The 21,686-nt window shown below is 42.4% G+C and carries 24 protein-coding genes; 12 read left to right on the forward strand and 12 right to left on the reverse strand.

Annotated elements, in window-relative coordinates; genetic code table 11:
* Positions 1 to 4: 4 nt before the first annotated feature.
* Both BDD43_RS25985 and BDD43_RS25990 read left to right on the forward strand, forming a co-directional pair.
* Positions 5 to 1,441, forward strand: a complete 1,437-nt coding sequence (locus tag BDD43_RS25985) for a PepSY-associated TM helix domain-containing protein (protein ID WP_121201149.1) — start codon at positions 5 to 7, stop codon at positions 1,439 to 1,441.
* A 41-nt stretch (positions 1,442 to 1,482) separates the two neighbouring features.
* Positions 1,483 to 1,701, forward strand: a complete 219-nt coding sequence (locus BDD43_RS25990) for a heavy metal-binding domain-containing protein (RefSeq protein ID WP_121201151.1) — start codon at positions 1,483 to 1,485, stop codon at positions 1,699 to 1,701.
* Positions 1,702 to 1,742: 41 nt separating this feature from the next.
* Here the strand turns inward: BDD43_RS25990 and BDD43_RS25995 are convergent, their stop codons facing one another.
* The 3 genes from BDD43_RS25995 to epsC all read right to left on the reverse strand — a co-directional run bounded on the left by BDD43_RS25995 (position 1,743) and on the right by epsC (position 3,873).
* Complete coding sequence (locus tag BDD43_RS25995) at positions 1,743 to 2,084, reverse strand: TfoX/Sxy family protein (RefSeq protein WP_121201153.1); 342 nt, start codon at positions 2,082 to 2,084, stop codon at positions 1,743 to 1,745.
* 99 nt (positions 2,085 to 2,183) lie between these two features.
* Complete coding sequence (cysM, locus tag BDD43_RS26000; RefSeq protein WP_121201155.1) at positions 2,184 to 3,056, reverse strand: cysteine synthase CysM; 873 nt, start codon at positions 3,054 to 3,056, stop codon at positions 2,184 to 2,186.
* A 1-nt stretch (position 3,057) separates the two neighbouring features.
* Positions 3,058 to 3,873, reverse strand: coding sequence for a serine O-acetyltransferase EpsC (gene epsC / locus BDD43_RS26005; protein ID WP_121202131.1), 816 nt, complete (start codon positions 3,871 to 3,873; stop codon positions 3,058 to 3,060).
* A 228-nt stretch (positions 3,874 to 4,101) separates the two neighbouring features.
* Here epsC and BDD43_RS26010 point away from each other — a divergent pair, with 228 nt between their 5' ends.
* Both BDD43_RS26010 and BDD43_RS26015 read left to right on the forward strand, forming a co-directional pair.
* Positions 4,102 to 4,299, forward strand: a complete 198-nt coding sequence (locus tag BDD43_RS26010) for a hypothetical protein (RefSeq protein WP_121202132.1) — start codon at positions 4,102 to 4,104, stop codon at positions 4,297 to 4,299.
* The gene (locus BDD43_RS26015) at positions 4,292 to 4,720 is read left to right on the forward strand and encodes a putative toxin-antitoxin system toxin component, PIN family (protein WP_121201157.1); all 429 of its coding nucleotides are present in this window, start codon (positions 4,292 to 4,294) and stop codon (positions 4,718 to 4,720) included. The genes BDD43_RS26010 and BDD43_RS26015 overlap by 8 nt, the downstream gene beginning before the upstream one ends.
* A gap of 136 nt (positions 4,721 to 4,856) precedes the next feature.
* Here the strand turns inward: BDD43_RS26015 and BDD43_RS26020 are convergent, their stop codons facing one another.
* The 6 genes from BDD43_RS26020 to BDD43_RS26045 form a co-directional block, all read right to left on the reverse strand.
* A complete protein-coding gene (locus tag BDD43_RS26020; protein WP_121201158.1) occupies positions 4,857 to 5,294 on the reverse strand; it encodes a DUF4279 domain-containing protein in 438 nt (145 codons plus the stop codon).
* A 325-nt stretch (positions 5,295 to 5,619) separates the two neighbouring features.
* Complete coding sequence (locus BDD43_RS26025) at positions 5,620 to 6,678, reverse strand: hypothetical protein (protein WP_121201160.1); 1,059 nt, start codon at positions 6,676 to 6,678, stop codon at positions 5,620 to 5,622.
* A gap of 4 nt (positions 6,679 to 6,682) precedes the next feature.
* Positions 6,683 to 8,266 (reverse strand): N-acyl-D-amino-acid deacylase family protein, encoded by a 1,584-nt coding sequence (locus BDD43_RS26030; RefSeq protein WP_121201161.1) that lies wholly within the window; start codon positions 8,264 to 8,266, stop codon positions 6,683 to 6,685.
* Between the two features lie 49 nt (positions 8,267 to 8,315).
* The gene (locus BDD43_RS26035; RefSeq protein ID WP_121201162.1) at positions 8,316 to 9,200 is read right to left on the reverse strand and encodes a class I SAM-dependent methyltransferase; all 885 of its coding nucleotides are present in this window, start codon (positions 9,198 to 9,200) and stop codon (positions 8,316 to 8,318) included.
* A gap of 169 nt (positions 9,201 to 9,369) precedes the next feature.
* The gene (locus BDD43_RS26040) at positions 9,370 to 10,122 is read right to left on the reverse strand and encodes an ABC transporter ATP-binding protein (protein ID WP_121201163.1); all 753 of its coding nucleotides are present in this window, start codon (positions 10,120 to 10,122) and stop codon (positions 9,370 to 9,372) included.
* The gene (locus BDD43_RS26045; protein ID WP_121201164.1) at positions 10,119 to 10,853 is read right to left on the reverse strand and encodes an MlaE family ABC transporter permease; all 735 of its coding nucleotides are present in this window, start codon (positions 10,851 to 10,853) and stop codon (positions 10,119 to 10,121) included. The genes BDD43_RS26040 and BDD43_RS26045 overlap by 4 nt, the downstream gene beginning before the upstream one ends.
* 161 nt (positions 10,854 to 11,014) lie before the next feature.
* Here BDD43_RS26045 and BDD43_RS26050 point away from each other — a divergent pair, with 161 nt between their 5' ends.
* The 8 genes from BDD43_RS26050 to BDD43_RS26085 all read left to right on the forward strand — a co-directional run bounded on the left by BDD43_RS26050 (position 11,015) and on the right by BDD43_RS26085 (position 17,491).
* A complete protein-coding gene (locus tag BDD43_RS26050; RefSeq protein WP_121201165.1) occupies positions 11,015 to 11,719 on the forward strand; it encodes an SDR family oxidoreductase in 705 nt (234 codons plus the stop codon).
* A gap of 26 nt (positions 11,720 to 11,745) precedes the next feature.
* Positions 11,746 to 12,258: a PspC domain-containing protein gene (locus BDD43_RS26055; RefSeq protein WP_162847170.1), complete on the forward strand. Its 513-nt coding sequence runs from the start codon at positions 11,746 to 11,748 to the stop codon at positions 12,256 to 12,258.
* A 2-nt stretch (positions 12,259 to 12,260) separates the two neighbouring features.
* The gene (locus BDD43_RS26060; RefSeq protein ID WP_121201167.1) at positions 12,261 to 13,277 is read left to right on the forward strand and encodes a LiaI-LiaF-like domain-containing protein; all 1,017 of its coding nucleotides are present in this window, start codon (positions 12,261 to 12,263) and stop codon (positions 13,275 to 13,277) included.
* 73 nt (positions 13,278 to 13,350) lie between these two features.
* On the forward strand, positions 13,351 to 13,959 hold the full coding sequence (locus BDD43_RS26065; protein ID WP_121201168.1) for an RDD family protein: 609 nt from the start codon (positions 13,351 to 13,353) through the stop codon (positions 13,957 to 13,959).
* A 225-nt stretch (positions 13,960 to 14,184) separates the two neighbouring features.
* Positions 14,185 to 14,478 (forward strand): putative quinol monooxygenase, encoded by a 294-nt coding sequence (locus BDD43_RS26070; protein WP_121201169.1) that lies wholly within the window; start codon positions 14,185 to 14,187, stop codon positions 14,476 to 14,478.
* A gap of 73 nt (positions 14,479 to 14,551) precedes the next feature.
* Positions 14,552 to 15,895 carry an APC family permease gene (locus tag BDD43_RS26075; RefSeq protein WP_121201170.1) on the forward strand — a complete coding sequence of 448 codons (1,344 nt, stop codon included), beginning with the start codon at positions 14,552 to 14,554 and terminating at the stop codon, positions 15,893 to 15,895.
* A gap of 78 nt (positions 15,896 to 15,973) precedes the next feature.
* On the forward strand, positions 15,974 to 16,522 hold the full coding sequence (gene msrA / locus BDD43_RS26080; RefSeq protein ID WP_246001796.1) for a peptide-methionine (S)-S-oxide reductase MsrA: 549 nt from the start codon (positions 15,974 to 15,976) through the stop codon (positions 16,520 to 16,522).
* Positions 16,523 to 16,618: 96 nt separating this feature from the next.
* A complete protein-coding gene (locus tag BDD43_RS26085; RefSeq protein ID WP_121201172.1) occupies positions 16,619 to 17,491 on the forward strand; it encodes an aldose 1-epimerase family protein in 873 nt (290 codons plus the stop codon).
* A gap of 266 nt (positions 17,492 to 17,757) precedes the next feature.
* On the opposite strand, the gene BDD43_RS26090 is transcribed toward BDD43_RS26085, so the two are convergent.
* The 3 genes from BDD43_RS26090 to BDD43_RS26100 form a co-directional block, all read right to left on the reverse strand.
* Complete coding sequence (locus BDD43_RS26090) at positions 17,758 to 18,363, reverse strand: RNA polymerase sigma factor (protein WP_121201173.1); 606 nt, start codon at positions 18,361 to 18,363, stop codon at positions 17,758 to 17,760.
* A gap of 150 nt (positions 18,364 to 18,513) precedes the next feature.
* Complete coding sequence (locus tag BDD43_RS26095; RefSeq protein WP_121201174.1) at positions 18,514 to 21,021, reverse strand: zinc-dependent metalloprotease; 2,508 nt, start codon at positions 21,019 to 21,021, stop codon at positions 18,514 to 18,516.
* A gap of 71 nt (positions 21,022 to 21,092) precedes the next feature.
* Positions 21,093 to 21,674, reverse strand: coding sequence for a hypothetical protein (locus tag BDD43_RS26100; RefSeq protein WP_147425744.1), 582 nt, complete (start codon positions 21,672 to 21,674; stop codon positions 21,093 to 21,095).
* Positions 21,675 to 21,686 lie beyond the last annotated feature (12 nt).

Below are 21,686 nucleotides of genomic sequence, written 5' to 3' on the forward strand. Positions count from 1 at the left end.
TCAAATGAAAAGCAGCTTTTATAAATGGCACCGCATATTGGGTTTAACGGCCCTTGTTCCGGTTATTTTTTGGACGTTGAGTGGCCTGTCGCACCCCTTTATGTCAAACTGGTTTAGGCCCTTTATACCAAACGAGGTTTTTAGGCCGCTCACCCAGCAGCAAATGAAGCCTGCGTTATCTATTCAGCAGGTAATGGACCAAAACCACCTTACTGAGTTGCGTAACTTTGGCCTCGTACATTTTAATAACGGCACCTTTTACCAAATATTAAACCGGGATAGCACTTATCAGTATTATTCGGCTGCCGATGGTAAATTATCCCCTTACGGGGATAAACGCTATGCCATTTACCTGGCGCGTTATTTTACCCAGGATTCTGTTTCGGCAATAAAGAATGTAGAAGTGCAAACCGGTTTCGACGGGCAATACCAACCCATTAACCATTTGCTGCCCGTATGGAAAATATCTTTCGAGCGGCCTGATGGCATGGATGTGTATGTAGAAACCAGCCAAAGCCGCTTGGGTACTTTTAATAACAATACCCGCAAATGGATGCTTTGGTTGTTTGATGAGTTTCACACCTGGCGCTTTTTAGCTGCCCTGGGCGGCGAAAGCTTCCGCATTATTGTATTGATGGTAGTGGTAGCCATCATGTTGCTTTCGCTGATGAGCGGCATAACGGTTTACGCACTATTTTGGAAGAAGTTTAAACAGATACAGCAACAACGTAAAGCAAACGGCACCGCGCAAAAACGCTTTTTGCACCGCTACCACCGGCAACTGGGCTTATGGGTGTCGTTCGTGATGTTGACTTTTACTGTGAGCGGGGCCTTCCACCTGTATGTAAAGCTTTATAACTTACAGCCCAGGCACGCACAGTTTGAGCAACTTATTGGGCGCCGGCAGCTTGCCTTATCAAACCTTAACTTACCTGTGCCCGATAGTACTATTAAAAAGGTATCGATAGCTAAATTTAACGATAGCGTTTATTACCAGGTGCTTAACCATAAAAAAGAAGTATTGTATATAAACACCGCAACAGGCGCCCAACTTACCAACGGCGATAAAACGTTTGCGGCAAGTTTAAGCAGTTTTTATAATAACGGCAGCAATAAAACCTCAATTGCAAAGGGCAACATTATTGTAACGCCTGTAAAACAATTTGATAACGAGTATGGCTTTATTAACAAGCGGCTCCCGGTGCAAAAGGTGCATTACCCCAATGGCGAAAATTGGTACATTGAAACCACAACCGCCAAACTTGCCGCCAAGGTAGCGGGTATTGATAGAGCCGAAGGCCTATCGTTCATCTTCCTGCACAAATATTTTGGCATGTCGTGGGCCGGGAAAAACATAAGGGATGTTGTGAGCATGTTAGCCGCTTTGGGTGTACTGGTGGTATCGTTGTTTGGTTTTGCGTCGTTTATAAAAAACAAATAGGTTAAGTGTTTAAAGACGCTTCTAATTAAAGGCAGAATATTATGAAAAATTTAATCGCGATCATTTGCTTATTGTTGAGCGTTACAGCCTGCAACAATAAACAGGCCACAACAAGTACCGCAGTTGCCGATAGTAGTACAGCTAAAAAAACAAAAGGAATTAGGTACACCTGCACCATGCACCCGCAGGTAATTACAACCAAACCCGGCACCTGCCCCAAATGCGGCATGGAACTGGTAGAAAAAGATGATAGCAAATAATGCGGAGTTTTTTTTAATTGGCTGAAAGGCCCATTAAAGGTTTATTTTTTGCTTGCCTTTGCTATTGGGTTAAACTGTAAAGCCAGTTTAACCCAATATTGCAAATCGGGTTGTGTTTGCAAAAATTCGTCGCTTACAAAAATGTAACCTTTCATCCCGGTGCCCTGGCGGGCCATTGGTGTTACGCCTTCCTTTTCCAGAGCTTGTTCATATAGGTTGGGGTTTAGCCTAACCAGCATACTGTCTTTTTTTACGGCTACGCATATTTTATTGTTTACCATAAAGCATAAACCGCCAAACATCGTTTTCTCCTCAACGTTTTCTTCTCCCGCATCGGCAATAATTTCGCGCACGCGGTTGGCAAGGGTTTCGTTATAAGCCATTTTGGTTTCTTAAACTTTTTTAGAAAACTTAGTTACATCAATTTTAAATTAGCGGTAAAAAAACAAAGCGAATCACAATAAATACCCCTCAAGCGGATATTATCCAAACAAAGTACTGCTTAAATACCTATCGCCGCGGTCGCAGGCTATAAATACAATAACGCCTTGTTCAAGTTCGGCGGCAAGTTTTATAGCGGCGGAACATGCGCCACCGCTGCTCATACCGGCAAAAACACCTTCAACCTTAGCTAATTTGCGCGCCATTTGGGTAGCTTCCTCTTCGGATATATCCATTACCCTATCAACACGTGTGGCATCAAATATTTTTGGCAGATAAGCCTCCGGCCAACGGCGTATACCGGGGATTGATGAACCTTCGATGGGTTGGCAGCCCACAATTTGCACATCATTATTTTGCTCTTTTAAATACCTTGAGCAGCCCATAATAGTGCCTGTGGTACCCATAGCACTTACAAAATGGGTTATTTGCCCATCGGTGTCACGCCAAATTTCTGGGCCGGTGGTTTTTACATGGGCCATGTAATTATCGGGGTTGGCAAACTGGTTGAGTAAAAAAAACTCGCCACCGGCACTTTTTTCTTCAGCATAATCGCGGCAACGCTCAATACCCTCAAGCAGGGTAACTTTTGCGCCAAAGGCCTCCATAGTTAAGGTACGCTCGCGGGTGGAGTTATCGGGCATTACCAGTTCAATTTCCAAATCAAACAAGCGGGCTATCATGGCTAAAGCTATGCCGGTATTGCCGCTGGTAGCTTCTATCAGCTTCATGCCGGGTTTAATATCGCCGCGCTCAATACCGCTGCGTATCATGTTGAGGGCGGCACGGTCTTTAACGCTGCCGCCGGGGTTGTGGCCCTCCAGTTTGGCGTATATTTTTACATTAGGGTTGGGGTTTAGCTTAACTATCTCAACCAGTGGCGTGTTGCCTACCAAATCTATAATGCCTGCCATGTTATTTAATTTTTTCTTCCTTTTTTAATACCTGTATATCGGGCTTGTGGTACACCCGCGAATCGGCCGGGACGCTTTTGGTGAGCCATACGTTGCCGCCTATTACGCTGTTAGCGCCTATTACTGTTTCGCCGCCCAAAATGGTAGCCCCGGAGTAAATTACAACGCCGTCTTCAACCGTGGGGTGCCGCTTGGTAAAAGCCATGCTTTTGCTAACGCTTAACGCGCCCAAAGTAACACCCTGATAAAGCTTTACATTTTTACCAATTACGCAGCTTTCGCCGATAACGATACCGGTACCATGATCGATATGAAAATACTCACCAATGATAGCCGCGGGGTGAATATCAATACCGGTAGCCGAATGTGCATGTTCTGTAAGGATGCGGGGCAATAAGGGCACGTTTAACTTATAAAGCGCATGGGCCAGCCTGTAATAGCAAATGGCATAAAAACCGGGATAGGCGCGCACCACTTCAAACTCGCTGCGGGCCGCCGGGTCGCCACGAAAAATAGCCTGAATATCGGTATTGAGTAAACGGTATAATTCGGGAATGAGTTTAAAAAAATCCTGGGCAACCTGGTCGTTATTGCAATCGCGGCAAGCCTGTGTGGCATCCAGTATTTCGCAAAGTTCGTCTTCCAGCTTATCAAATTCGGCCTTTAACTGCTGTACCGATGTATAAGCCTGCCTTGAATGCTCGGGGTATAACAAGCTGATAACCTGCAATGCCCAATCGGCCATTTGCTGGTTGCTGGGTACAGCCTCAATATCGCGCTGTTTGTTAAATATATGCTGGTAAAATTCCTGATCCATTATACTTGTTTCCCTACGTTCCATATAGAGAACATAGAATTATACCACAAGTTTATAAAAAAGAATGTTGTTTGTTTGTAAAAAGGGGATAATATGATTGAACCGGAATTTTTTGTATTTTAAGAATAACCAGAATTTGACTATGTAATTGCCCAAGCATCATTGGATATTTACCTGGTTTGGGTATTACTATTAATATTTTGTATTTTTGGGAAAAGGATAATTGTTATGCAACCTCAAAAACTAAATGCCCTGCAATTGGAGTTATTAAACATGTACTCCTTTCAACCAAAAGAGGAAGATTTATTGGCTATAAAAAAAATGATGGCTGAGTATTTTTCGGATAAGCTTCAAAGTAACATCCAAAAAGCGATTGAGCAGAAGGGTATTACCGAAGCTGACTTGGATAGCTGGGTGAATGAGTAAATTACGTCTCCTTCTCGACACTAACATTTTTCTTGTCTCGCTTGCACTGAGTTCCAAATATAACTGGATACACCGTGCTTTATTAAACAACAGATTTGATTTGGTTGTTTCTAACGAAATTCTAACAGAATACCAGGAACAAATAAGCATTCGTTACGGGATTGAGCAAACCGATGCTTCGCTTGATTTTTTATTGCTTCTTCCGAACGTTATCTTAAAAAATCCGTCCTTTTTGTGGCAATTAGTAGAAAATGACAAGGACGATAATAAGTTTGTGGATTGCTATGTAGCCAGCCAAGCAGATTTTATTATTAGTAATGATCGTCATTTACATCAGATTAAAAACAATCAATTTCCTCATATTTCAATTTTGCGTTATGAAGAATTTGAACGAGAATACAAGGCGATTTTGATTTCATAGCCTAAGCATGCAAACGGGGCTATGGCATCGGTATTTCCTTAAATTTCCTCTTACATATCATATCTAAATATCAATAAAGCTAATAAAAAGCCTTACGCTCGTTCAGGCGTCAACGTCATAGCCCCAACGGGCGGATTTATTCATCTTCATCAGTATCAGGCCAAGCGTATAAATCCAAATCAAATTCAATATCTACTTCCTTAATTAATTTATTATACCGCGAATCCAAATGAATCCAGGGTGTGCTTTCTCCATTATCAGCATACGTAAATATTGCACAGCTAAACTCGCAATAATATTTTTTAGATAGGTCGCGAAAAATATCAAGTTTAGATTCTATAATAGTTAACATGGCATTCATCTGATCATCAAAGGATGCATATTCATCTAAGCCAGACCCCATTAACCAACTATTGCGTTTTATGAGCGGCGAATTGGGATTTCTTGGATTTCTTTTATCGCCAATAACAAATACCATTATGGGTTGAAAACCAATAAGTTGTGTTAACTCGTCATGTTTTATATCTTCAAAACCAGATATTCTTAAATCTAAAACAACCTTGTTTTTTGCCATAATTTAAAGCTACCAAAAAAAGCCCCGTTTTCACGAGGCTTCTATATTTTAAAGTCCACCCTTTTGGGGAGGCTTTATGTGGGGCTGTTACCTCCGCTCGTTCAGGCGTCTACGCCTGAACACACAAAGTTTTGAGCGTCTGCGCTCACGGGGTGCAAGGATATTATTTGCGGCCGGCAGCGTGGACGCTGCAAACTGCTTATGTTCAGGCGTGGACGCCTGAACGGGCGGCTTAACTAAATACTTGTTCAAAATAAAAGCCCCATTTTCATGAGGCTTCTATATTTTAAAGTCCACCCTTTTGGGGAGGCTTTATGTGGGGCTGTTACTGATACTGTATATAATTAGGGTTAGGTTTTAATTTTAAAACTTCTTCCGGGGTCATCATGTGGTGCGGAGCTTTTTTGATGTCGTTTTTGTAGAATAATTTAAAGCCTGTAAACTGCACCGGTTCGCCGTACACAAAATAGCGCCAGGTACCTAACTTTAAGTCGGGCTCTCCCCATCCGTCCATATCCATTACCAGTTGTACTTCGGGGTGTAGTTTTATGCTTTTGTAATTGGTTACCATTTTTTTAGTAAAACGGTGTACCACTAAAATTTTTGGCGGCAGGTTATATTTTTTAACAAGGCCGGTTAAGTAGGCCGATACATAATTAATATCCTCGGCATCATAAGTACCAATTTTTTTGCCGGGCTTGCTACCGTCTTTCATGGAAAACTCCGGGTCCATACCAAAATTAACTTGGGGCATAGCCAGGTATTTTTCAAACAAAGGTAGTTCGGCATGTATGTTACTTAGGGCAACCTGCACATCTAAAAACACAATGGCGTTTATTTTTTTAGCCAAAACCAAAACGCTGTCTATTTGCTTAAACGGCATGCGGTAGCGGTATTTACCGTCTTTACCGGCATCGCCCTGTGCAACCACGGCTATGTAATGCAAAGCGGGTTGAACCGGCGTTTTAGGGTCGGCCTTTTCCCAGTGTTTGCATTCGGCCTGTAGTTTGGCAAGCATTTCTTTAGGTGGTATTTCGCCTAAAATACCCATCTTTTTGGCATATAGGTTACCGTAAAATGCAACTACGCGTTTAAAGGGTAATATTGCGCCAGCTACAGGGTAGGGTGTATTTTTAACAGGCCATTTACCGGTGGTATCGCCATGGGCACTGCGTTTCATTACCGAATCGTACAGTGCCTTATCCAACGGCGGGTAAACCACCTTGCCAGTATCGGCAGCCGGGGCGGCCTGGGCCGATGTTGTAGTTGTTGCTTTTTTGGAAGTTGCTGATGCTGCCGCTGTTTTGCTTTCGCCACCGCAGTTGGTTAAAACCACCGTAGCGGTTGATAGGGCGAGCACAGATAAAAATGTTTTCAATTTCATGTTATTAGTTAGATATGTAGCCTGGGCCGTGCAATATAGCACCATTACGGGTACCATTGTGTTTAAAATTATCAACAGTTAATTTGCCGTTTACCAAAACGTACTTAAAACCGCTTGAAAAAGCATGAGGGCGCTCATAGGTAGAATTATCAATTACCTTATCGGCATCAAAAACAACCACATCGGCAAACATGCCCGGTTGCAACAGGCCGCGACCGGTTAACCGGAATTTTTGCGCAGGCAGCGATGTCATTTTCCGGATGGCATCTTCAAGCCTGAGCACATTCTTTTCTCTTACGTAGTAGCCCAGCACGCGTGCATTGGTACCATAACCACGCGGGTGTGGCACGCCGAAGCCAAAAAGCCTTATGCCCGAATCGGACGCTACCATGGTAAGCGGGTATTTCATAATGTTAACCACATCGTCTTCATTCATCCCATGAAAAACCATTGATGCTCCGCCTATGCGGGTAATATCCAGTATGGTTTCTATCTGGTCGGGAATGGTATTGGGGCGGCCTTTTAACGCGTTAATCTGTTCTATATTCTTGCCGTTTAGGGTGCTGTCATTATCGCAATGTGCAACTACGGCATAATCAAAACTGGTACGGTCGCGGCGGGTCATGTCCTGCACCATTTCGGCAACAATTTTGGAGTGAATCGCCGGGTCGTTTATTCGTTTTACGGCAGCTTTGTGGCCTCCATCCAAAACCCAATCGGGTATTAAAACATTTAGGGTGGTGCTGCTTGCGGTGTACGGGTATTGATCTACGGTAACGTCCAAACCCTCTTTACGGGCCTGTTCAACCATAGCAATCATTTGGTCGCTTTTGTTCCAGTTGGGGCGGCCTACTTTAAAGTGCGATATTTCTACCGGCATATTGGCTTCCCGGCCAATGCTGATGGCTTCGTTAATGGCCTCAAATATTTTGTCGCTTTCGTTGCGCATGTGCGAGGTATAAATCCCCTTATACTTCGCTGCCGCTTTGGCAAGCGCCACCACTTCGCCGGTTTTTGAATACATACCCGGCGCATAAATGAGCCCTGTTGAAAAGCCCATCGCACCATCGCGCATGGCTTGCTCAACCACACGCTGCATTTGTAGCAACTGTGCCGCACTTGGAGCCTTCATCTCTTCGCCCAAAACGGTTTTACGTACATCGTTATGGCCGATAAGCGTGCCTACGTTTATAGAAAGCGGATTTTTTTCGAGATCGGTAAAGTAAGCTTTAATATCCGTGTTTGACGAGCCGCAGTTACCCGTAATAACCGATGTTACACCATCGTAAATAAAGCTATCGGCAGTAGGCGTTTTTTTTTCGTCACCCTCAATATGCGTATGCACATCAATAAAACCGGGAGCTATAATTAAGCCTGTGGCATCAATGGTTTGGGTAGCTTTATCTTTAGAAAGATCGCCAACGCTAACTATTTTGTTTTTAACGATGCCAACATCGCCATAAAACCACGGGTTGCCGCTGCCGTCAATTATTTTACCATGTTTAAGTATGATATCGAAATGCTGTTGGGCCGTGGCCGCAATGGGCGCAAGGCATAGCAAAAGTATCCAAAATTTACGTGCTGGCATTGCGGCTAAAATTAAACTAAGCTTAATTTAAATACAAGTTTAATTACTACTATTTATGATTAAAAAACTTTCCGAAAACACCAAGTGGCAATTTACTGCCTGCGGTGGCTTGCAGGTACAATTCGCCAATTTCGAGGTTTTGTACTTTTGGGAACGCGCTTAGTATGAGGTTTTGTACGATTACTGACGAAAAGCCAAGCGAATAGGTATTGAGTATTAAAAAATGCTCTTCGGGGTCAAGCAGTTTAACTACGTCGTGCATCATTTCGTTCAGGCTATCTTCCAGTTTCCATTTTTCGCCGTTGGGGCCGTGGCCGTAGGCGGGGGGATCTAAAATAATGCCGTTGTAGGTTTTGCCGCGTTTAACTTCGCGCTTTACAAATTTAAGGGCATCTTCAACAACCCAACGTATATCTTTCAGGCCCGAAAGTTCCATATTTTCGTTACCCCAGGTTACTACCTGCTTTATCGAATCAACGTGTGTAGTATCGGCACCAGCCGCTTTCGCGATAAGCGATGCACCGCCTGTATAAGCAAAGAGGTTTAACACCCGCGGCTGCTCGGTTTTAAATAACTTTACATGCTTTGATATATAATCCCAGTTTACGGCTTGCTCCGGAAACATGCCCACGTGCTTAAACGATGTTAAGGCCATGCGCAGGTTAATTTTAACATCGCCGTTTTGGTATTCAATATTCCATCTGTCGGGCAAATTTGTATTCTTTTTAACCCACTCGCCTGATGTTGCCGAGCGGCCTTTAAAACGGATGTGGTGTTGCTTTGTCCATTCTGCTTCGCTCAAACCCTTGTTCCAAACAGCCTGCGGTTCCGGGCGAATTAAGATGAGATTGCCAAAACGCTCCAGCTTTTCAAAGCTGCCGCAGTCAATCAGTTCGTAATCTTTCCAGTGGGTGGGCGTAAGCAGTTGGATCATTTGGTATTATTTGCGGCTGCAAATATAGAGATATATCTGAAGTTGTAGATGGGAAGTCTGAAGCCCGAATTCGGGAGCCTGAAGCAAATGCATCGGACTTCTGTCTGTCGACCTCGGACTAAAGACTATCTTCGGCCTCTGACTGCCGACTACCGACTTAGCACCCCGTTTACAATTTCTCGCGCGCTGCCTGCATAAACCTGCTGGCAAATACAAAGCTGTTGAGTTCTTTATTATCGGTATGGGCAATTTCTTTGTTGCTTCCCTCCCACCATTTCTGGCCGTCGTTTAAAAATATGATGTGATCGCCAATACCCATTACCGAGTTCATATCGTGGGTAACCACAACGGTTGTGGTTTGGTATTCCTGGGTAATTTCGGCAATCAGTTCGTCAATTAAAATAGAGGTTTTAGGGTCCAGGCCCGAGTTAGGCTCGTCAACAAACAAGTATTTGGGCTGCATGGATATGGCGCGTGCTATGCCTACGCGTTTCTTCATCCCGCCCGAAAGCTCCGAAGGATATAGGTTATTTTTCCCGGCAAGGTTAACCTTTTCCAGGCAAAAATTAGCCCGGTCTATTTTTTCGGCTTTGGGCATGGTAGTGAACAAATTGAGCGGGAATATAATATTATCTTGCACCGTCATGGAGTCGAACAAGGCCGAACTTTGAAAAAGCATCCCAATTTGTTTACGTATAGGTACGCGTTCAACAAAATGCATGTCGGTAAAATTCTCGCCGTCGTAAAATACTTTTCCTTCTGTTGGTTCGTGCAAACCAACAATACATTTAAGTAAGGTTGTTTTACCCGAGCCTGAGCCGCCAATAATCAAGTTATTTTGCCCAGGTTTTAACTGAGCCGTAATACCTTTAAGTACCTTATTATCGCCAAATGTTTTATGTACGTTTTGTATATCGATCATAAAAATATGCGTGAAATAACAAGGTCAAAAAATAAAATCATTACGCAACTGTAAACCACACCGCGTGTAGCGGCCTGCCCAACTTCTAAAGCACCGCCCGATGTGTAAAACCCTTGAAAGCTACAAATAGAGGTGATAATAAAACCAAATACTGCGGCCTTAGTTAAACAAACGGTTACAATGATAGAGTTAAAACCATCGCTAAGGCCGGTTATAAAATCGGAAGTTGAAACTTCGCTTGATAGTGAGCAGGCAATGTAACCACCGGTAAAACCTAATAAAACCGATACAATAACCAATAAAGGTATCATGGTAACGCCGGCTATAATTTTGGGCGATATTAAAAAGCCCGGCGAATTTACGCCCATTATTTCCAAAGCATCAATTTGTTCGGTTACGCGCATGGTGCCTATTTGCGATGCCATGCTTGAGCCTACGCGCCCGGCCAGTACCAGGGCCGAAATTGTTGGGCTAAACTCCAATATTGTACTATCGCGGGCAATACTGCCTACTACGCTTTTTGGTATAATGGGGTTAATAAGCTGGAAAGCGGTTTGAATGGTTACCGCCGCACCAATAAATATGGATATTATAGCTATAATGCCTAACGAGCCAATACCTACCGATACCATTTCGTGCATTACTTCGTTCCAGTAAACGCTAAACTTTTCGGGCCGCTTAAAGCTTAGCCGCATTAACAATATATATTTCCCTAAGCTGTTTAGTAGCATCCTTTAAATTTAATAATGGTAAAAGTACATTTTTTTAGTTTAATCATTTGCTGTTTGAGTATAATAAGCCTGTCAAAAAATTGTGGTGTACGTTGCTTTTAATACTTAATTTTAAACCGCAGAGCAAATAAGGCCCTGCCTTTATTAAAAAAAACCATTATATGGAAAACGTTATTATTACCGGCGCAACCAAGGGTATTGGCCGTTCCATTGCAAAAGCCTTTGCTAAACAAGGTTTAAACATAGCAGTTTGTTCGCGCAATAGCGAAGATTTGTTGCTTTTGCACGACGAACTGCTAAAAATAAACCCCGGCATAAGAGTACTAACCAGCAAAACCGATTTTAGTGTTAAAGAAAACGTAACAGCCTTTGCCGGTTTAGCCGAACAGGAACTGGGTTTTATAAGCGCCATAGTAAACAATGTGGGTATGTACGAACCATCGAGCATATTGGATGATGAGGAAGATACCTTCGGAAAATTAATTAATACCAACCTGATGCCTGCCTACGAGTTATACCGCTATTTTGGTAAAACCATGATGGCATCCGGCAAGGGGCACATTTTTAATATATGCTCAATAGCGGCCATTAACCCTGTTGTAGAAGCCGGAATGTATTCTGTAACTAAATTTGCATTGCTGGGTCTAACTAAGGTAATGAGGCTCGAAATGCAGGATTACGGCGTAAAAGTAACAGCTATACTGCCGGGATCGACGTTAACAGATTCATGGAAGGATAACACTTTATCTGCAGATAAATTTGTATCGCCTGATGATATTGCTTCGGCAATAATAAGCGCCTGGACAATGAGTAAGGGTGCTAATGTTGATGAGATCATAATCAAACCTGTATGGGGCCAGGTTTAATTATTAACAAATTAAAAATTTTAACGATGAGAAACAGATTATACCGCGACGAGCAACATAAAACAATTGGAGGTGTTTGCGCCGGTTTAGCAGCGTATTTTAATGTAGATGTAGCATTAGTACGCGTAATTTTTGTATTGGCCATGGTACTGGGTGGCGGCGGCTTTTTAGGTTACGTAATTTTATGGGTGGTGGTGCCGTCATCGCCAATTATGTCGCCTGCCGACGAGTTTTTTGCAAGGGCCCAGCCCATAGAGGTAAAACCCTTTACACCGGTTAGCCGCCAGGTTACAAAGGGCAGCATAATTGGCGGTGTGGTACTGATTATGTTTGGGGTTTATTTAACGCTCGACCAGTTAGATGTTATCCCGGATATTGATTTTAACACCTTTTGGCCAATAGCACTCATTGTTGTGGGCCTCATTTTGATGTTTGGTTTCTGGCAAAAAAAGCCCGATAGCACAACATCCGGCTGGGATGATAACACTCTTACCAAAAACACAAGCACTACTACTACCGATAATTCTTCAATTATATAACCATGCGTAACGATAAATTAATACCAGGCACAGTACTGGTTATCATTGGAACCCTGTTTTTGTTAGATAACTTTAACTATATCGATTTTGATTGGTTCTCGCTTTTTCGCCTATGGCCAATTTTACTGGTAATTGCCGGCGTTAACCTGGTTTTTGCCTACAACCACTCGGGCACGGCAACTGCTATAAAAATAGCAGTACTGGTAGCTGGCATGGCCTTTTTAATATTTAACGGTATAGGCCATCCGCATCATTACAACCGCCACAACTGGAAATATGCTTTTAAGCACTTTGATTTTAATGACAATGAAAGCGATAGCGATAATGACGACGACAGCGATTCGACCGATACGGGCAGCGTTAGCAAAAACTTTAAGAGCAGCAACCACTACCAGGCTGCCTATAAGCCAAGCACAAAACAGGCTACACTTAATATAAGCGGCGGTGCAACCAGCTATGTACTTAAAGATATGACTACCAATTTGTTTGAGGCCGATACCAAAGAAAGCGGCAACCATTACAGCTTAACAAGTACCGACGAGGACGATGCACAAACGCTTGATTTTGATATGAATGGCGATAATAACCATCGACATGGCTTTGTTTTAAATTTTGGAAACGATAAATCGGACAAGGCTTATCTTAAACTAAACACTAACCCCGAATGGACTATTAATGTAGAAGCCGGAGCCGCCAAAATTAATTTCGACCTGAGCGCGTTTAAGGTGCAAAAGGTAAAATTAGAAGGTGGTGCGGCATCATTTAATGTTAAAATGGGCCAGCCCCTTGCCGAAACAACGGTTGATGTATCAACAGGTATCTCTAAGGTAGTTATAAGCGTACCTCGCAATGCGGCTTGCCATATCACATCCGAAACCGGAGTATCATCCAAATCATTCAAAGGTTTTGAAAGCGTGGGCGATGACGAGTACGAAACACCAAACTTTAGCAAGGCTACCAATAAAATGTACCTCAAAATAAGCGGTGGCATATCCGATTTTAAGGTGGAGCAATACTAAAACCACCACAACATTTAATATAAAATACAAAGGGGGCAATAACATTGTTCCCTTTATTTATTTTTGACCATATATGGACGAAATGTATCTGCTGGTAGTTAATGGCAAACCCGAGGGCCCGTATAGTATTAACGAGCTGAAGGCCATGCAAATTAAAGCCGCCGATTTTGTAAAAACTGCCGAAATGGACGATTATAAAGAGGCTCACGAAATTGCGCAGCTACGCACCATATTCGGTTTTCAGTTTCAGGCGGTGGCACCGCAGTATTTTGGCGCGTTCGATCAGCGGGCCCTTGCCGCAATAATTGATTGGTTAATTGTAATAGGGTCGCTTTCCATTGTAACGCTTATTGGTTTACTTGCTACAAGCGATGCTACTGTACGCACTATACTGCTATTTATACTGGCAATTATTATTATCCCGGCTCATTTAGCTTACAGCATCGCGATGGAAGGTTCGGCCAGGCAAGCTACTTTTGGCAAAAAAATATTGAAGATCCAGGTTTGTAATATGGATGGTTCGCCCATTAACATGGCAAAGGCCGCGGGCCGCAATTTGGCCAAAATATTTTCGGTACTTACTTTTTTTGTAGGTTACCTCATTTGCTTTTTTAACAAAAAACAACAATGCCTGCATGACATGATTGCCGGTACTTTAGTTACCCGCGAAAGGCTGATTTAAAATAAGAACCACATTTTACGCCATGGGCAACCTCAAACAAAACGTTAAACCCCGGCATTGAACTCACTTTAAATCCCAAAATAGCCTTTTTTCCGGGTAAGTATTTGCTACTAAACATACAGCCCGAGGCCAAAATTTGTAAAGCCCTTCATCAATTGCTATACCTATAAAAGCAAACAATAGTGGGTTTGGTTTGTAACCTTTACAGTATAAGCCGCCACCAGCATGATAAAATTAGGATTGTTAATTACCCTTGAAGCCAAACCGGATAAAGAGGCTGCACTTGAGTTTTTTTTAAAAAGCGCACTGCCCCTGGCCCAAAACGAACCGGATACCGTTACCTGGTATGCGTTTAAAATAAACAGCAACACCTTTGGCATATTTGATACCTTTAATAGTGAGCAAGGCAGGCAGGCTCACCTTAGCGGCCCTGTTGCTCAGGCTTTAATTGCCCGTGCAAACGAGTTGCTAACCAAACCGCCGCTTATCCAAAATATTGATATACCGGCTTACAAATAAACCAGGCTCCCATTTTTTATCGCAATAGCGCATTAAGCCCACCTATTTATTAAAAATAAATTAATTTAGGCAAATGCCACATGCTGCGCCAATATCAAAAAAACTACGGCTGATACCGCTTGCGGCGGTTATTTTTTTCACGGTATCGGGCGGGCCTTACGGGTTAGAGCCACTGTTGGGTTATGCCGGTAAAAACGGGGCCCTGTTGCTGTTGCTTGCCACCCCAATATTGTGGGACATACCAACCATACTTACCGTGCTGGAACTAAACAGCATGATGCCTGTTACCGGCGGTTATTACCAATGGGTTAAACGCGGCCTTGGTTTACGCATGGCCCTTTACGAGGGCTGGCTTACCTGGCTCTACACCTTTGTTGATTTAGCTATATACCCGGTTTTGTTTATCACCTATGCAGCCTATTTTTTTCCGCAGGTAGCGGTATATAAAATACCGGTTTGTTTGGTTATCATCTGGTTATCGGCGTTGCTTAATATATTGGGTATTGTGCCTGTTGGCCGTATAGCTGTGTTGTTAAGCGCCCTTGTTTTCACCCCATTTGTATGCCTTTGTGTTATGGGCTTTATGCACCATAGCGGGCCTTATGTTATACCTTCGCCATCGTTAAAGGGGCTGGGCATTTCGTCGATAGGTATGGGCCTGTATACTGTAATGTGGAATTTTTTGGGCTGGGATAATGCAACCACCTATGCCGGCGAAGTTAAAAACCCAATAAAAAGTTATTTAATATCAACCGGTTTAGCATTTATTGCCATTATTGGCATTTACTTTTTCTCTATATTAACGGCAGTACAATCGGGCATTAGTTTAAATACCGTTAGTAACAATGGTTTCCCGGCGCTGGGTTTGTATATTGGCGGCAAATGGCTGGGCAGCGCGCTGGCTTTTGGCGGCATGGCCTGTATGCTGGGTTTGTATTCGGCGGTGCTGCTATCGGTTTCGCGCATACCCAAAGTTATGGCAGATGATGGCCTGATGCCTAAAAAACTCGAAGCTTTGCACCCCAGGTTTAATTCGCCCTATATATCCATCATTGTATGCTCGGTTGTAGTGAGTTTGATGATTGTGCTTTCGTTTAAAGAGTTACTTATTATGGATGTTACCCTTTACGGCGCGGGCCTGTTGCTGGAGTTTATCAGCCTCATCGCACTTCGCATTAAAGCACCCAATCAGGCGCGTCCGTTTAAAATACCGCTTAATGTATTGGGTTTATGCCTCATGTTTTTGTTCCCCATTGGCGTTTTCGGCCTGGCCGTGGCGGGAGCCATAACCGAATCTGAAGGTACTTTAATACCCTTGCTCATTGCATTGGGCATTATGGTATCGGCAGAAGTAATATGGCAATACCTGATCTGGCGGAAGCCCGAATTAAAAAAAGCAGCGAGGTATGATGTTTAAACCGCCTGTTAGGTTATTGTGCTTTTACCATCGGCAAAAACACTAATCAATCAAAAACAGTTTAGCTTTGTTTCATAGATGATGAATATTCAAAAAGCCACATTTGGTAACGGATGCTTTTGGTGTACCGAAGCTATATTTCAAAGTATAAAAGGCGTGCTAAAGGTGCAATCGGGCTATATGGGTGGCTGTAAACCCAGCCCCACTTATATGGAGGTTTGCAACGGCGATACCGGTTATGCCGAGATGATAAAACTGGAGTATGATGCCGATGTTATTGGATATACCGAGCTGTTGCTGATGTTTTTTAAAACCCATAACCCTACTACATTAAACCGCCAGGGCAGTGATGCGGGCACGCAATACCGGTCGGTTATATTTTACAATACCGATGAGCAAAAACAACATGCCGAAGCCATGATAAAAAAACTAACAGCCGAGCAGGTTTTTGATAAACCCATTACAACCCAGGTTAGCCCCGCAGGCGAGTTTTACGTGGCCGAAACCCATCACCAAAATTACTATCTGGCCAATAAAATGAAGCCCTATTGTATGTTTGTTATCCAACCCAAAATGTACAAGTTTGCCAAAGAATTTGGCGAGAAAATGAAACCCGAATATTTTTGAAGTAACAAAAACTTTAAAAGTAAAAAAGCACAGAATAAAAAAGAAGCTTTTTTACTTTAATCAGAATTGTATATTTACCCAATAAAACGTTATGGCATGACTACAATTGAGAACAAATATTTGAAAGTATCTATCAGGCCGCAAGGGGCCGAACTGACATCTGTTTACAACAAAACCGATAACACCGAGCATTTGTGGCAGGCAGATGAAGCCATATGGCCGTGGCATGCACCCAATTTGTTTCCGCTTGTTGGCGGCACCATGAATAATGAACTCCATGTTGACGGTGTTGCCTACCCTGCTACAAGGCATGGCTTTACCCGCACATCTACCTTTCAACTGGTTGAAGCCAGCGATAAACACGCCAAATTTTCGTTACCATATAGCGAAAAAACATTGGCAATTTATCCCTACAAATTTGAACTGCAAATAATTTATACCCTTATTGATAATGCCTTGCGCGTATGCTATAAGGTTGTTAACCAGGATGAGCATACCATTTATTTTTCGGTAGGCGGGCATCCGGCCTTTAATGTACCGTTTTATGCGGGAGAAAAATACGAGGATTATTACCTTGAATTTGAGCAGGAAGAAGAACTGTTAACGCATACCATTTCACCAGACGGAAACCTTTCGGGCGATACCGAGGCGGTTAATTTAGACGGTAAAAAGTTAAGATTAACCAAAGAATTGTTTGCCAATGATGCCTTGGTTTTTAAAAACATCAAATCGAGAGAGATCGCAATCAGGAGCGATAAGCACGATAAATTTTTAACGGTACAATATCCGCACTTTAAACATATGGGTATTTGGGCAAAATACGGAGCCGATTTTTTATGTATTGAGCCCTGGCTAGGATACTCGGACACGGAAGGAATTATAACCGATATTAAGCAAAAGGAGGCCATTCAGCATGTAGACCATGGCCATGTTTTTGAAGCCGAATTTTTTATTATAACAAGCTACTAATTATAAATAACGGGTGCCGAAAGGCACCTTTTTTGTTGAATAGAAAAATATATAAAAGCAGATTATACCGGAATTGAGGATAAAAACAAGCACAAGATATTTGATAAGTTTTTTTCGGAAAAGGAAACCAGCGACAGTAATGACATAAGTCTTTACCGGCTTAATGTTATAATTAACAACTCGCTTTATTGAGATATGCCGATATGGCACCCACTACGTCCAGCAAGCTACCGGGCAAAAACCAGGCCCACGGAATACCGTTTGATTTACTGCTTTTTTATAAAATCAATTAAAATAAGTATCACTAATATTTCTGAGTTCGGTACTATTTTCAAATTCCGCCTCAAGTACTGCATGGTTTCGGAGAGGTGGTTTTTAATTGTGCTTTTCGACAAGTTTAGTTCTTCGGCTATTTCATCATGGCTGAGATCATCATATTTGCTTAATCGAAATATCTTTTGTTTTTGAGGCGATAATTGCGCTATGGCTTCTGCAATTAAGGCACGTAAGTCCTGTGTTTCTATACGCTTTTCGGCATTGTTAGTATGATACTGTATGTTTTCGGCAAGCAGGGCTATCAAAGTAGTTTCTTTGGCCAGCTTCCGCAGATAATCTATGGTTTTATTTCGCGCTATCGAAAACAAGTATGCCTGGGGCAACTCCACATTCAGCAAAACCGCGCGGTTAGTCCATAATTTCATAAAAACATCCTGGATAATTTCTTCCGAGGCATCTTCAGATTTAGACATCTTAAAAGCATAGGCCGCCAGCCGATCAAAATAAGCATCATAAATAATCCTGAATGCCATTTCATCGCCCGTTGCTATTTTATTGAATAACAACTTTTCTTCATGTGGTTGAAGCCTTTGCACTAATCGCTAATTAACAGTGTATCAATATCTAAATTAAGACGCAATATAATAAAAGGCACATTAATTTACAAACAATGTTAAATTAATGTGCCTTTAAATTAGGATAATTATTACCTCAAAAATATTTTAGAGGTAACTATTTATGGTTTGTTATGCTTTAACAGACAACGCCACCTCAATTTTGCCCAGCATATCATTCAAATGGTCACGCGTCATGGTATCACGTACCGATGGTAGCGCCGCCTTTATTTTTAATCGTAGCTTGATTAATGCGGCTTTGGCAATGCTATTCACATCCGAACCCTTAACCCCTGCAACAGCAGGTTTTACAATAGCACATAATTTATCCAAATAGCTTCTCTGTAAATTACGGCGGTAAATACTGATGGGCTGCCGTGTTACCAACTCGCTCCAGATGATGGTATTCAGGTCATTAAACAAGTCCGATACCTTATAAGTAGCCGGCTCAATAGCTTCGGCTGCCAGCATCCTGTTTATCCTGGTGCTGTTTATTAACCTGGTTAATGCCCCCTCCTGCAGCGAGCCAATAATCTCTACCGGGGAGCTGCCGGTATAGGCCAATATTTTATTATCAACCAGCCATAAAGGAGTTGTAAATACCTGTCTACTTAAAAAATCCATCGCATCTCGTTGTATTGCTGCAGGTACCAATGTGTATACAGGGCCTGGTTGCTCTACGGTTTTGATATTCTCATACCTGCCACCAATATTTTTAACCACATGGCCAACATATCGGCCAAGTTGACTGTATATTTGTTCGTGCATATTTTGCAATTCGTCATAACCCTCATTATCTTTCCGGGTCCACTCCTTCAAATGCGCAGTTATTCTTTTCAAATTCTTAATCCCATAATCACTTGCTTTCATAGCGTTGTCGCCTATATCCTCACTCTGCATCCGCGGGTCTTCAGCGTTGCTTTCGTTACCAAACCAATAACGCTTGTCGGCCGCCTTGGCTATTATCCATTGGTTTAGTACCGGTATTTCCTCGTCGGCATTCTTACTATCCGGTATCAATTTATATCCCCATTCTATTGCCCATTTATCGTACACGCCAATACGCGGAAACATCCCTTTTTCGGAGATATGATCTTCGGGCTGCGCCACATAATTAAAACGGGCATAATCCATAATGGATGGTGTGTGGCCATTCGCTTCAACCCAAGCTTTATCCCTCAGCTTTTCAACCGGTGTTGTTGAACTTGAACCATAATTATGCAATAAACCCAGGGTATGCCCAACTTCGTGCGATGACACAAAACGGATCAGTGAGCCCATCAGTTCGTCGTCAAACTGCATTTTACGTGCTTTTGGGTCAACTGCCGCGGCTTGCACAAAATACCAATCGTGTACAAGTTTCATAATATTGTGATACCAGTTGATATGTGTTTCGATAACTTCGCCACTGCGCGGATCGGTTATATGCGGACCGCTTGCATTGGCTACCGATGAGGGTTTATAAACCAAAGCGGAGTGCCTTGCGTCGTCTAAACTCCATGTTGGATCTTCCTGCGGCGTTGGAGCCATTTTTCCTACGATGGCGTTTTTAAAGCCAGCACTTTCAAAAGCCACATTCCAATCGTTAATACCCTGTATGAGGTAAGGAACCCATTTAGCGGGTGTTTCCGGATCGATATAAATAACAATTGGCTTTTTAGGCTCCACTAATTCGCCTTTTTTATATTTGGCCAAATCTGCATCCCTGGGTTCTAAACGCCAGCGTTCAATTACAGATTGACGCTTAATGCCCTGCGGGTTAGCGTCAAAATCAGTATAATCAAATGTAAAATAGCCCACTCTATCATCGGCATATCTGGCCTGCATTGGTATTTTAGGTAGCAGTACGATAGAGGTATTTAACTCTACAGTTACTGGTTTGGGGCTGCCTTGTGTTACAGGTGCTGCAACGCCATTAACGCTTTGCATAGCATTACCCATGTTTTTACTATACGTTTTAACTGTTTTAATCTCTGTGTTTATCGCGTAAGTACTCACATCTAACAGATATGATTTATCTGCCTGGTAAGCGCTAATGCCAAACTTTCCTTTTGATGACCCAAAAAAGAAAAGGTCATTATCGCCATTGATAATGTCGGTCATATCAATTACCGAAGCTTGTTGCCTTGTAACTGTATCTTTTTTGTAAGCCTTTACATCAAAGGCCAAGGCAATGGGCTGGATATTTGAATTGCTTACCGCTTTGAACATGGCCTGGGTTGAGTCTTTAGAACGCTCACTATACGAAAGTTCGCGGATGAATAGCTTATTATTCGGGCCTTTTTCAAACCTAATCACGCTTTGGTTAAGCACGTCGCCGGCATAGCCTGTCATGGCCGAGGTATTACGCGTGTCTGCACCCGCTTTTGCAAGCCGGCTAACAATCAGTATATCTCTGTTCAGTATACTATCTGCAATCTCGAAGTAAATTTTATCGTCGATTTTATGTACTGTGAACAACCCTACGGTGGTTTTAGCCTTAGCGGTAATAACATCTTTGTAAGGTTTGGGTGCTGCTTTGGCGCTTGGCGGTATAGCCTGGCCTGTTGCGGAGCCTGTAGGTTTGTTTCCTTCCTGCTGTGCGCTAGCCGCAATACAGATACCGAGAGAAAATAAAGTTAATAAAATGATCTTGTTCATTTAAACTTGTTATTTTAAAAATTAAGAATGTTTTGGATAGATGAGAAAGTATTGATGCTGTGACGACTAAACTAATTGGATACTCCGGTTGAATAAGCCGAATCGACTTCCATTTTTTCGGGTGGAAACTCTTCTTTAAGCATATTAAAATACTTTTTAGGGTTTGCGAAGGGGTTGGTTACGTTTGCAGTGTTGCCATACAAAAAAACGCAGTTCACAATTAGCCCATGGTAACTAACTTCGAGTAAAGAATGCCTGCCCGGTGAATAGTAAAAAACCTGGTAATAATTATCTACTGGTTTGATCAACTGTTTGTATACGCCCACTATATTATAATCAAGGTAATGCCGGGGTATACTTTTATACTTTAGATCAACATCTTTTTTTACCCGCCTGTATCCCCAGCTCGGAAAAGTATCATCTTTTAAGTAAGATAGCATAATTATGCTATCCTGATCTGTGTGAAAAACTACTCCACCATGCATAGCTTTGTGGAATTTGACCCATCGATTGTCATCTTTTTCTTCCGTAACAAATGAGGCCTCGGAAGTAAAAGTTTGTTTACCTGCTGCCATAAACGGATCGGATTTGTGAAGGCTGCAAGCAGCAAAAATCACCGAAAGAAATAGCAAGAAAGAGATTGATTTTTTCATAAATAGCTTGAT

It is taken from the genome of Mucilaginibacter gracilis (assembly GCF_003633615.1).
GTDB classification, from domain to species: Bacteria; Bacteroidota; Bacteroidia; order Sphingobacteriales; family Sphingobacteriaceae; genus Mucilaginibacter; species Mucilaginibacter gracilis.

What these genes read in the sequence shown, in the direction of transcription:
- BDD43_RS25985 (WP_121201149.1), top strand. Translation starts at nt 5, where the DNA reads ATGAAAAGCAGCTTTTATAAATGGCACCGCATATTGGGTTTAACGGCC.
- BDD43_RS26045 (WP_121201164.1), bottom strand. Translation starts at nt 10,853, where the DNA reads ATGCTACTAAACAGCTTAGGGAAATATATATTGTTAATGCGGCTAAGC.
- cysM (WP_121201155.1), bottom strand. Translation starts at nt 3,056, where the DNA reads ATGGCAGGCATTATAGATTTGGTAGGCAACACGCCACTGGTTGAGATA.
- epsC (WP_121202131.1), bottom strand. Translation starts at nt 3,873, where the DNA reads ATGGATCAGGAATTTTACCAGCATATATTTAACAAACAGCGCGATATT.
- BDD43_RS26060 (WP_121201167.1), top strand. Translation starts at nt 12,261, where the DNA reads ATGCGTAACGATAAATTAATACCAGGCACAGTACTGGTTATCATTGGA.
- BDD43_RS26040 (WP_121201163.1), bottom strand. Translation starts at nt 10,122, where the DNA reads ATGATCGATATACAAAACGTACATAAAACATTTGGCGATAATAAGGTA.
- BDD43_RS26030 (WP_121201161.1), bottom strand. Translation starts at nt 8,266, where the DNA reads ATGCCAGCACGTAAATTTTGGATACTTTTGCTATGCCTTGCGCCCATT.
- BDD43_RS26035 (WP_121201162.1), bottom strand. Translation starts at nt 9,200, where the DNA reads ATGATCCAACTGCTTACGCCCACCCACTGGAAAGATTACGAACTGATT.
- BDD43_RS26010 (WP_121202132.1), top strand. Translation starts at nt 4,102, where the DNA reads ATGCAACCTCAAAAACTAAATGCCCTGCAATTGGAGTTATTAAACATG.
- BDD43_RS26075 (WP_121201170.1), top strand. Translation starts at nt 14,552, where the DNA reads ATGCCACATGCTGCGCCAATATCAAAAAAACTACGGCTGATACCGCTT.
- BDD43_RS26085 (WP_121201172.1), top strand. Translation starts at nt 16,619, where the DNA reads ATGACTACAATTGAGAACAAATATTTGAAAGTATCTATCAGGCCGCAA.
- BDD43_RS26065 (WP_121201168.1), top strand. Translation starts at nt 13,351, where the DNA reads ATGGACGAAATGTATCTGCTGGTAGTTAATGGCAAACCCGAGGGCCCG.
- BDD43_RS26050 (WP_121201165.1), top strand. Translation starts at nt 11,015, where the DNA reads ATGGAAAACGTTATTATTACCGGCGCAACCAAGGGTATTGGCCGTTCC.
- BDD43_RS25995 (WP_121201153.1), bottom strand. Translation starts at nt 2,084, where the DNA reads ATGGCTTATAACGAAACCCTTGCCAACCGCGTGCGCGAAATTATTGCC.
- BDD43_RS26015 (WP_121201157.1), top strand. Translation starts at nt 4,292, where the DNA reads ATGAGTAAATTACGTCTCCTTCTCGACACTAACATTTTTCTTGTCTCG.
- BDD43_RS26095 (WP_121201174.1), bottom strand. Translation starts at nt 21,021, where the DNA reads ATGAACAAGATCATTTTATTAACTTTATTTTCTCTCGGTATCTGTATT.
- BDD43_RS25990 (WP_121201151.1), top strand. Translation starts at nt 1,483, where the DNA reads ATGAAAAATTTAATCGCGATCATTTGCTTATTGTTGAGCGTTACAGCC.
- msrA (WP_246001796.1), top strand. Translation starts at nt 15,974, where the DNA reads ATGATGAATATTCAAAAAGCCACATTTGGTAACGGATGCTTTTGGTGT.
- BDD43_RS26100 (WP_147425744.1), bottom strand. Translation starts at nt 21,674, where the DNA reads ATGAAAAAATCAATCTCTTTCTTGCTATTTCTTTCGGTGATTTTTGCT.
- BDD43_RS26055 (WP_162847170.1), top strand. Translation starts at nt 11,746, where the DNA reads ATGAGAAACAGATTATACCGCGACGAGCAACATAAAACAATTGGAGGT.
- BDD43_RS26070 (WP_121201169.1), top strand. Translation starts at nt 14,185, where the DNA reads ATGATAAAATTAGGATTGTTAATTACCCTTGAAGCCAAACCGGATAAA.
- BDD43_RS26025 (WP_121201160.1), bottom strand. Translation starts at nt 6,678, where the DNA reads ATGAAATTGAAAACATTTTTATCTGTGCTCGCCCTATCAACCGCTACG.
- BDD43_RS26020 (WP_121201158.1), bottom strand. Translation starts at nt 5,294, where the DNA reads ATGGCAAAAAACAAGGTTGTTTTAGATTTAAGAATATCTGGTTTTGAA.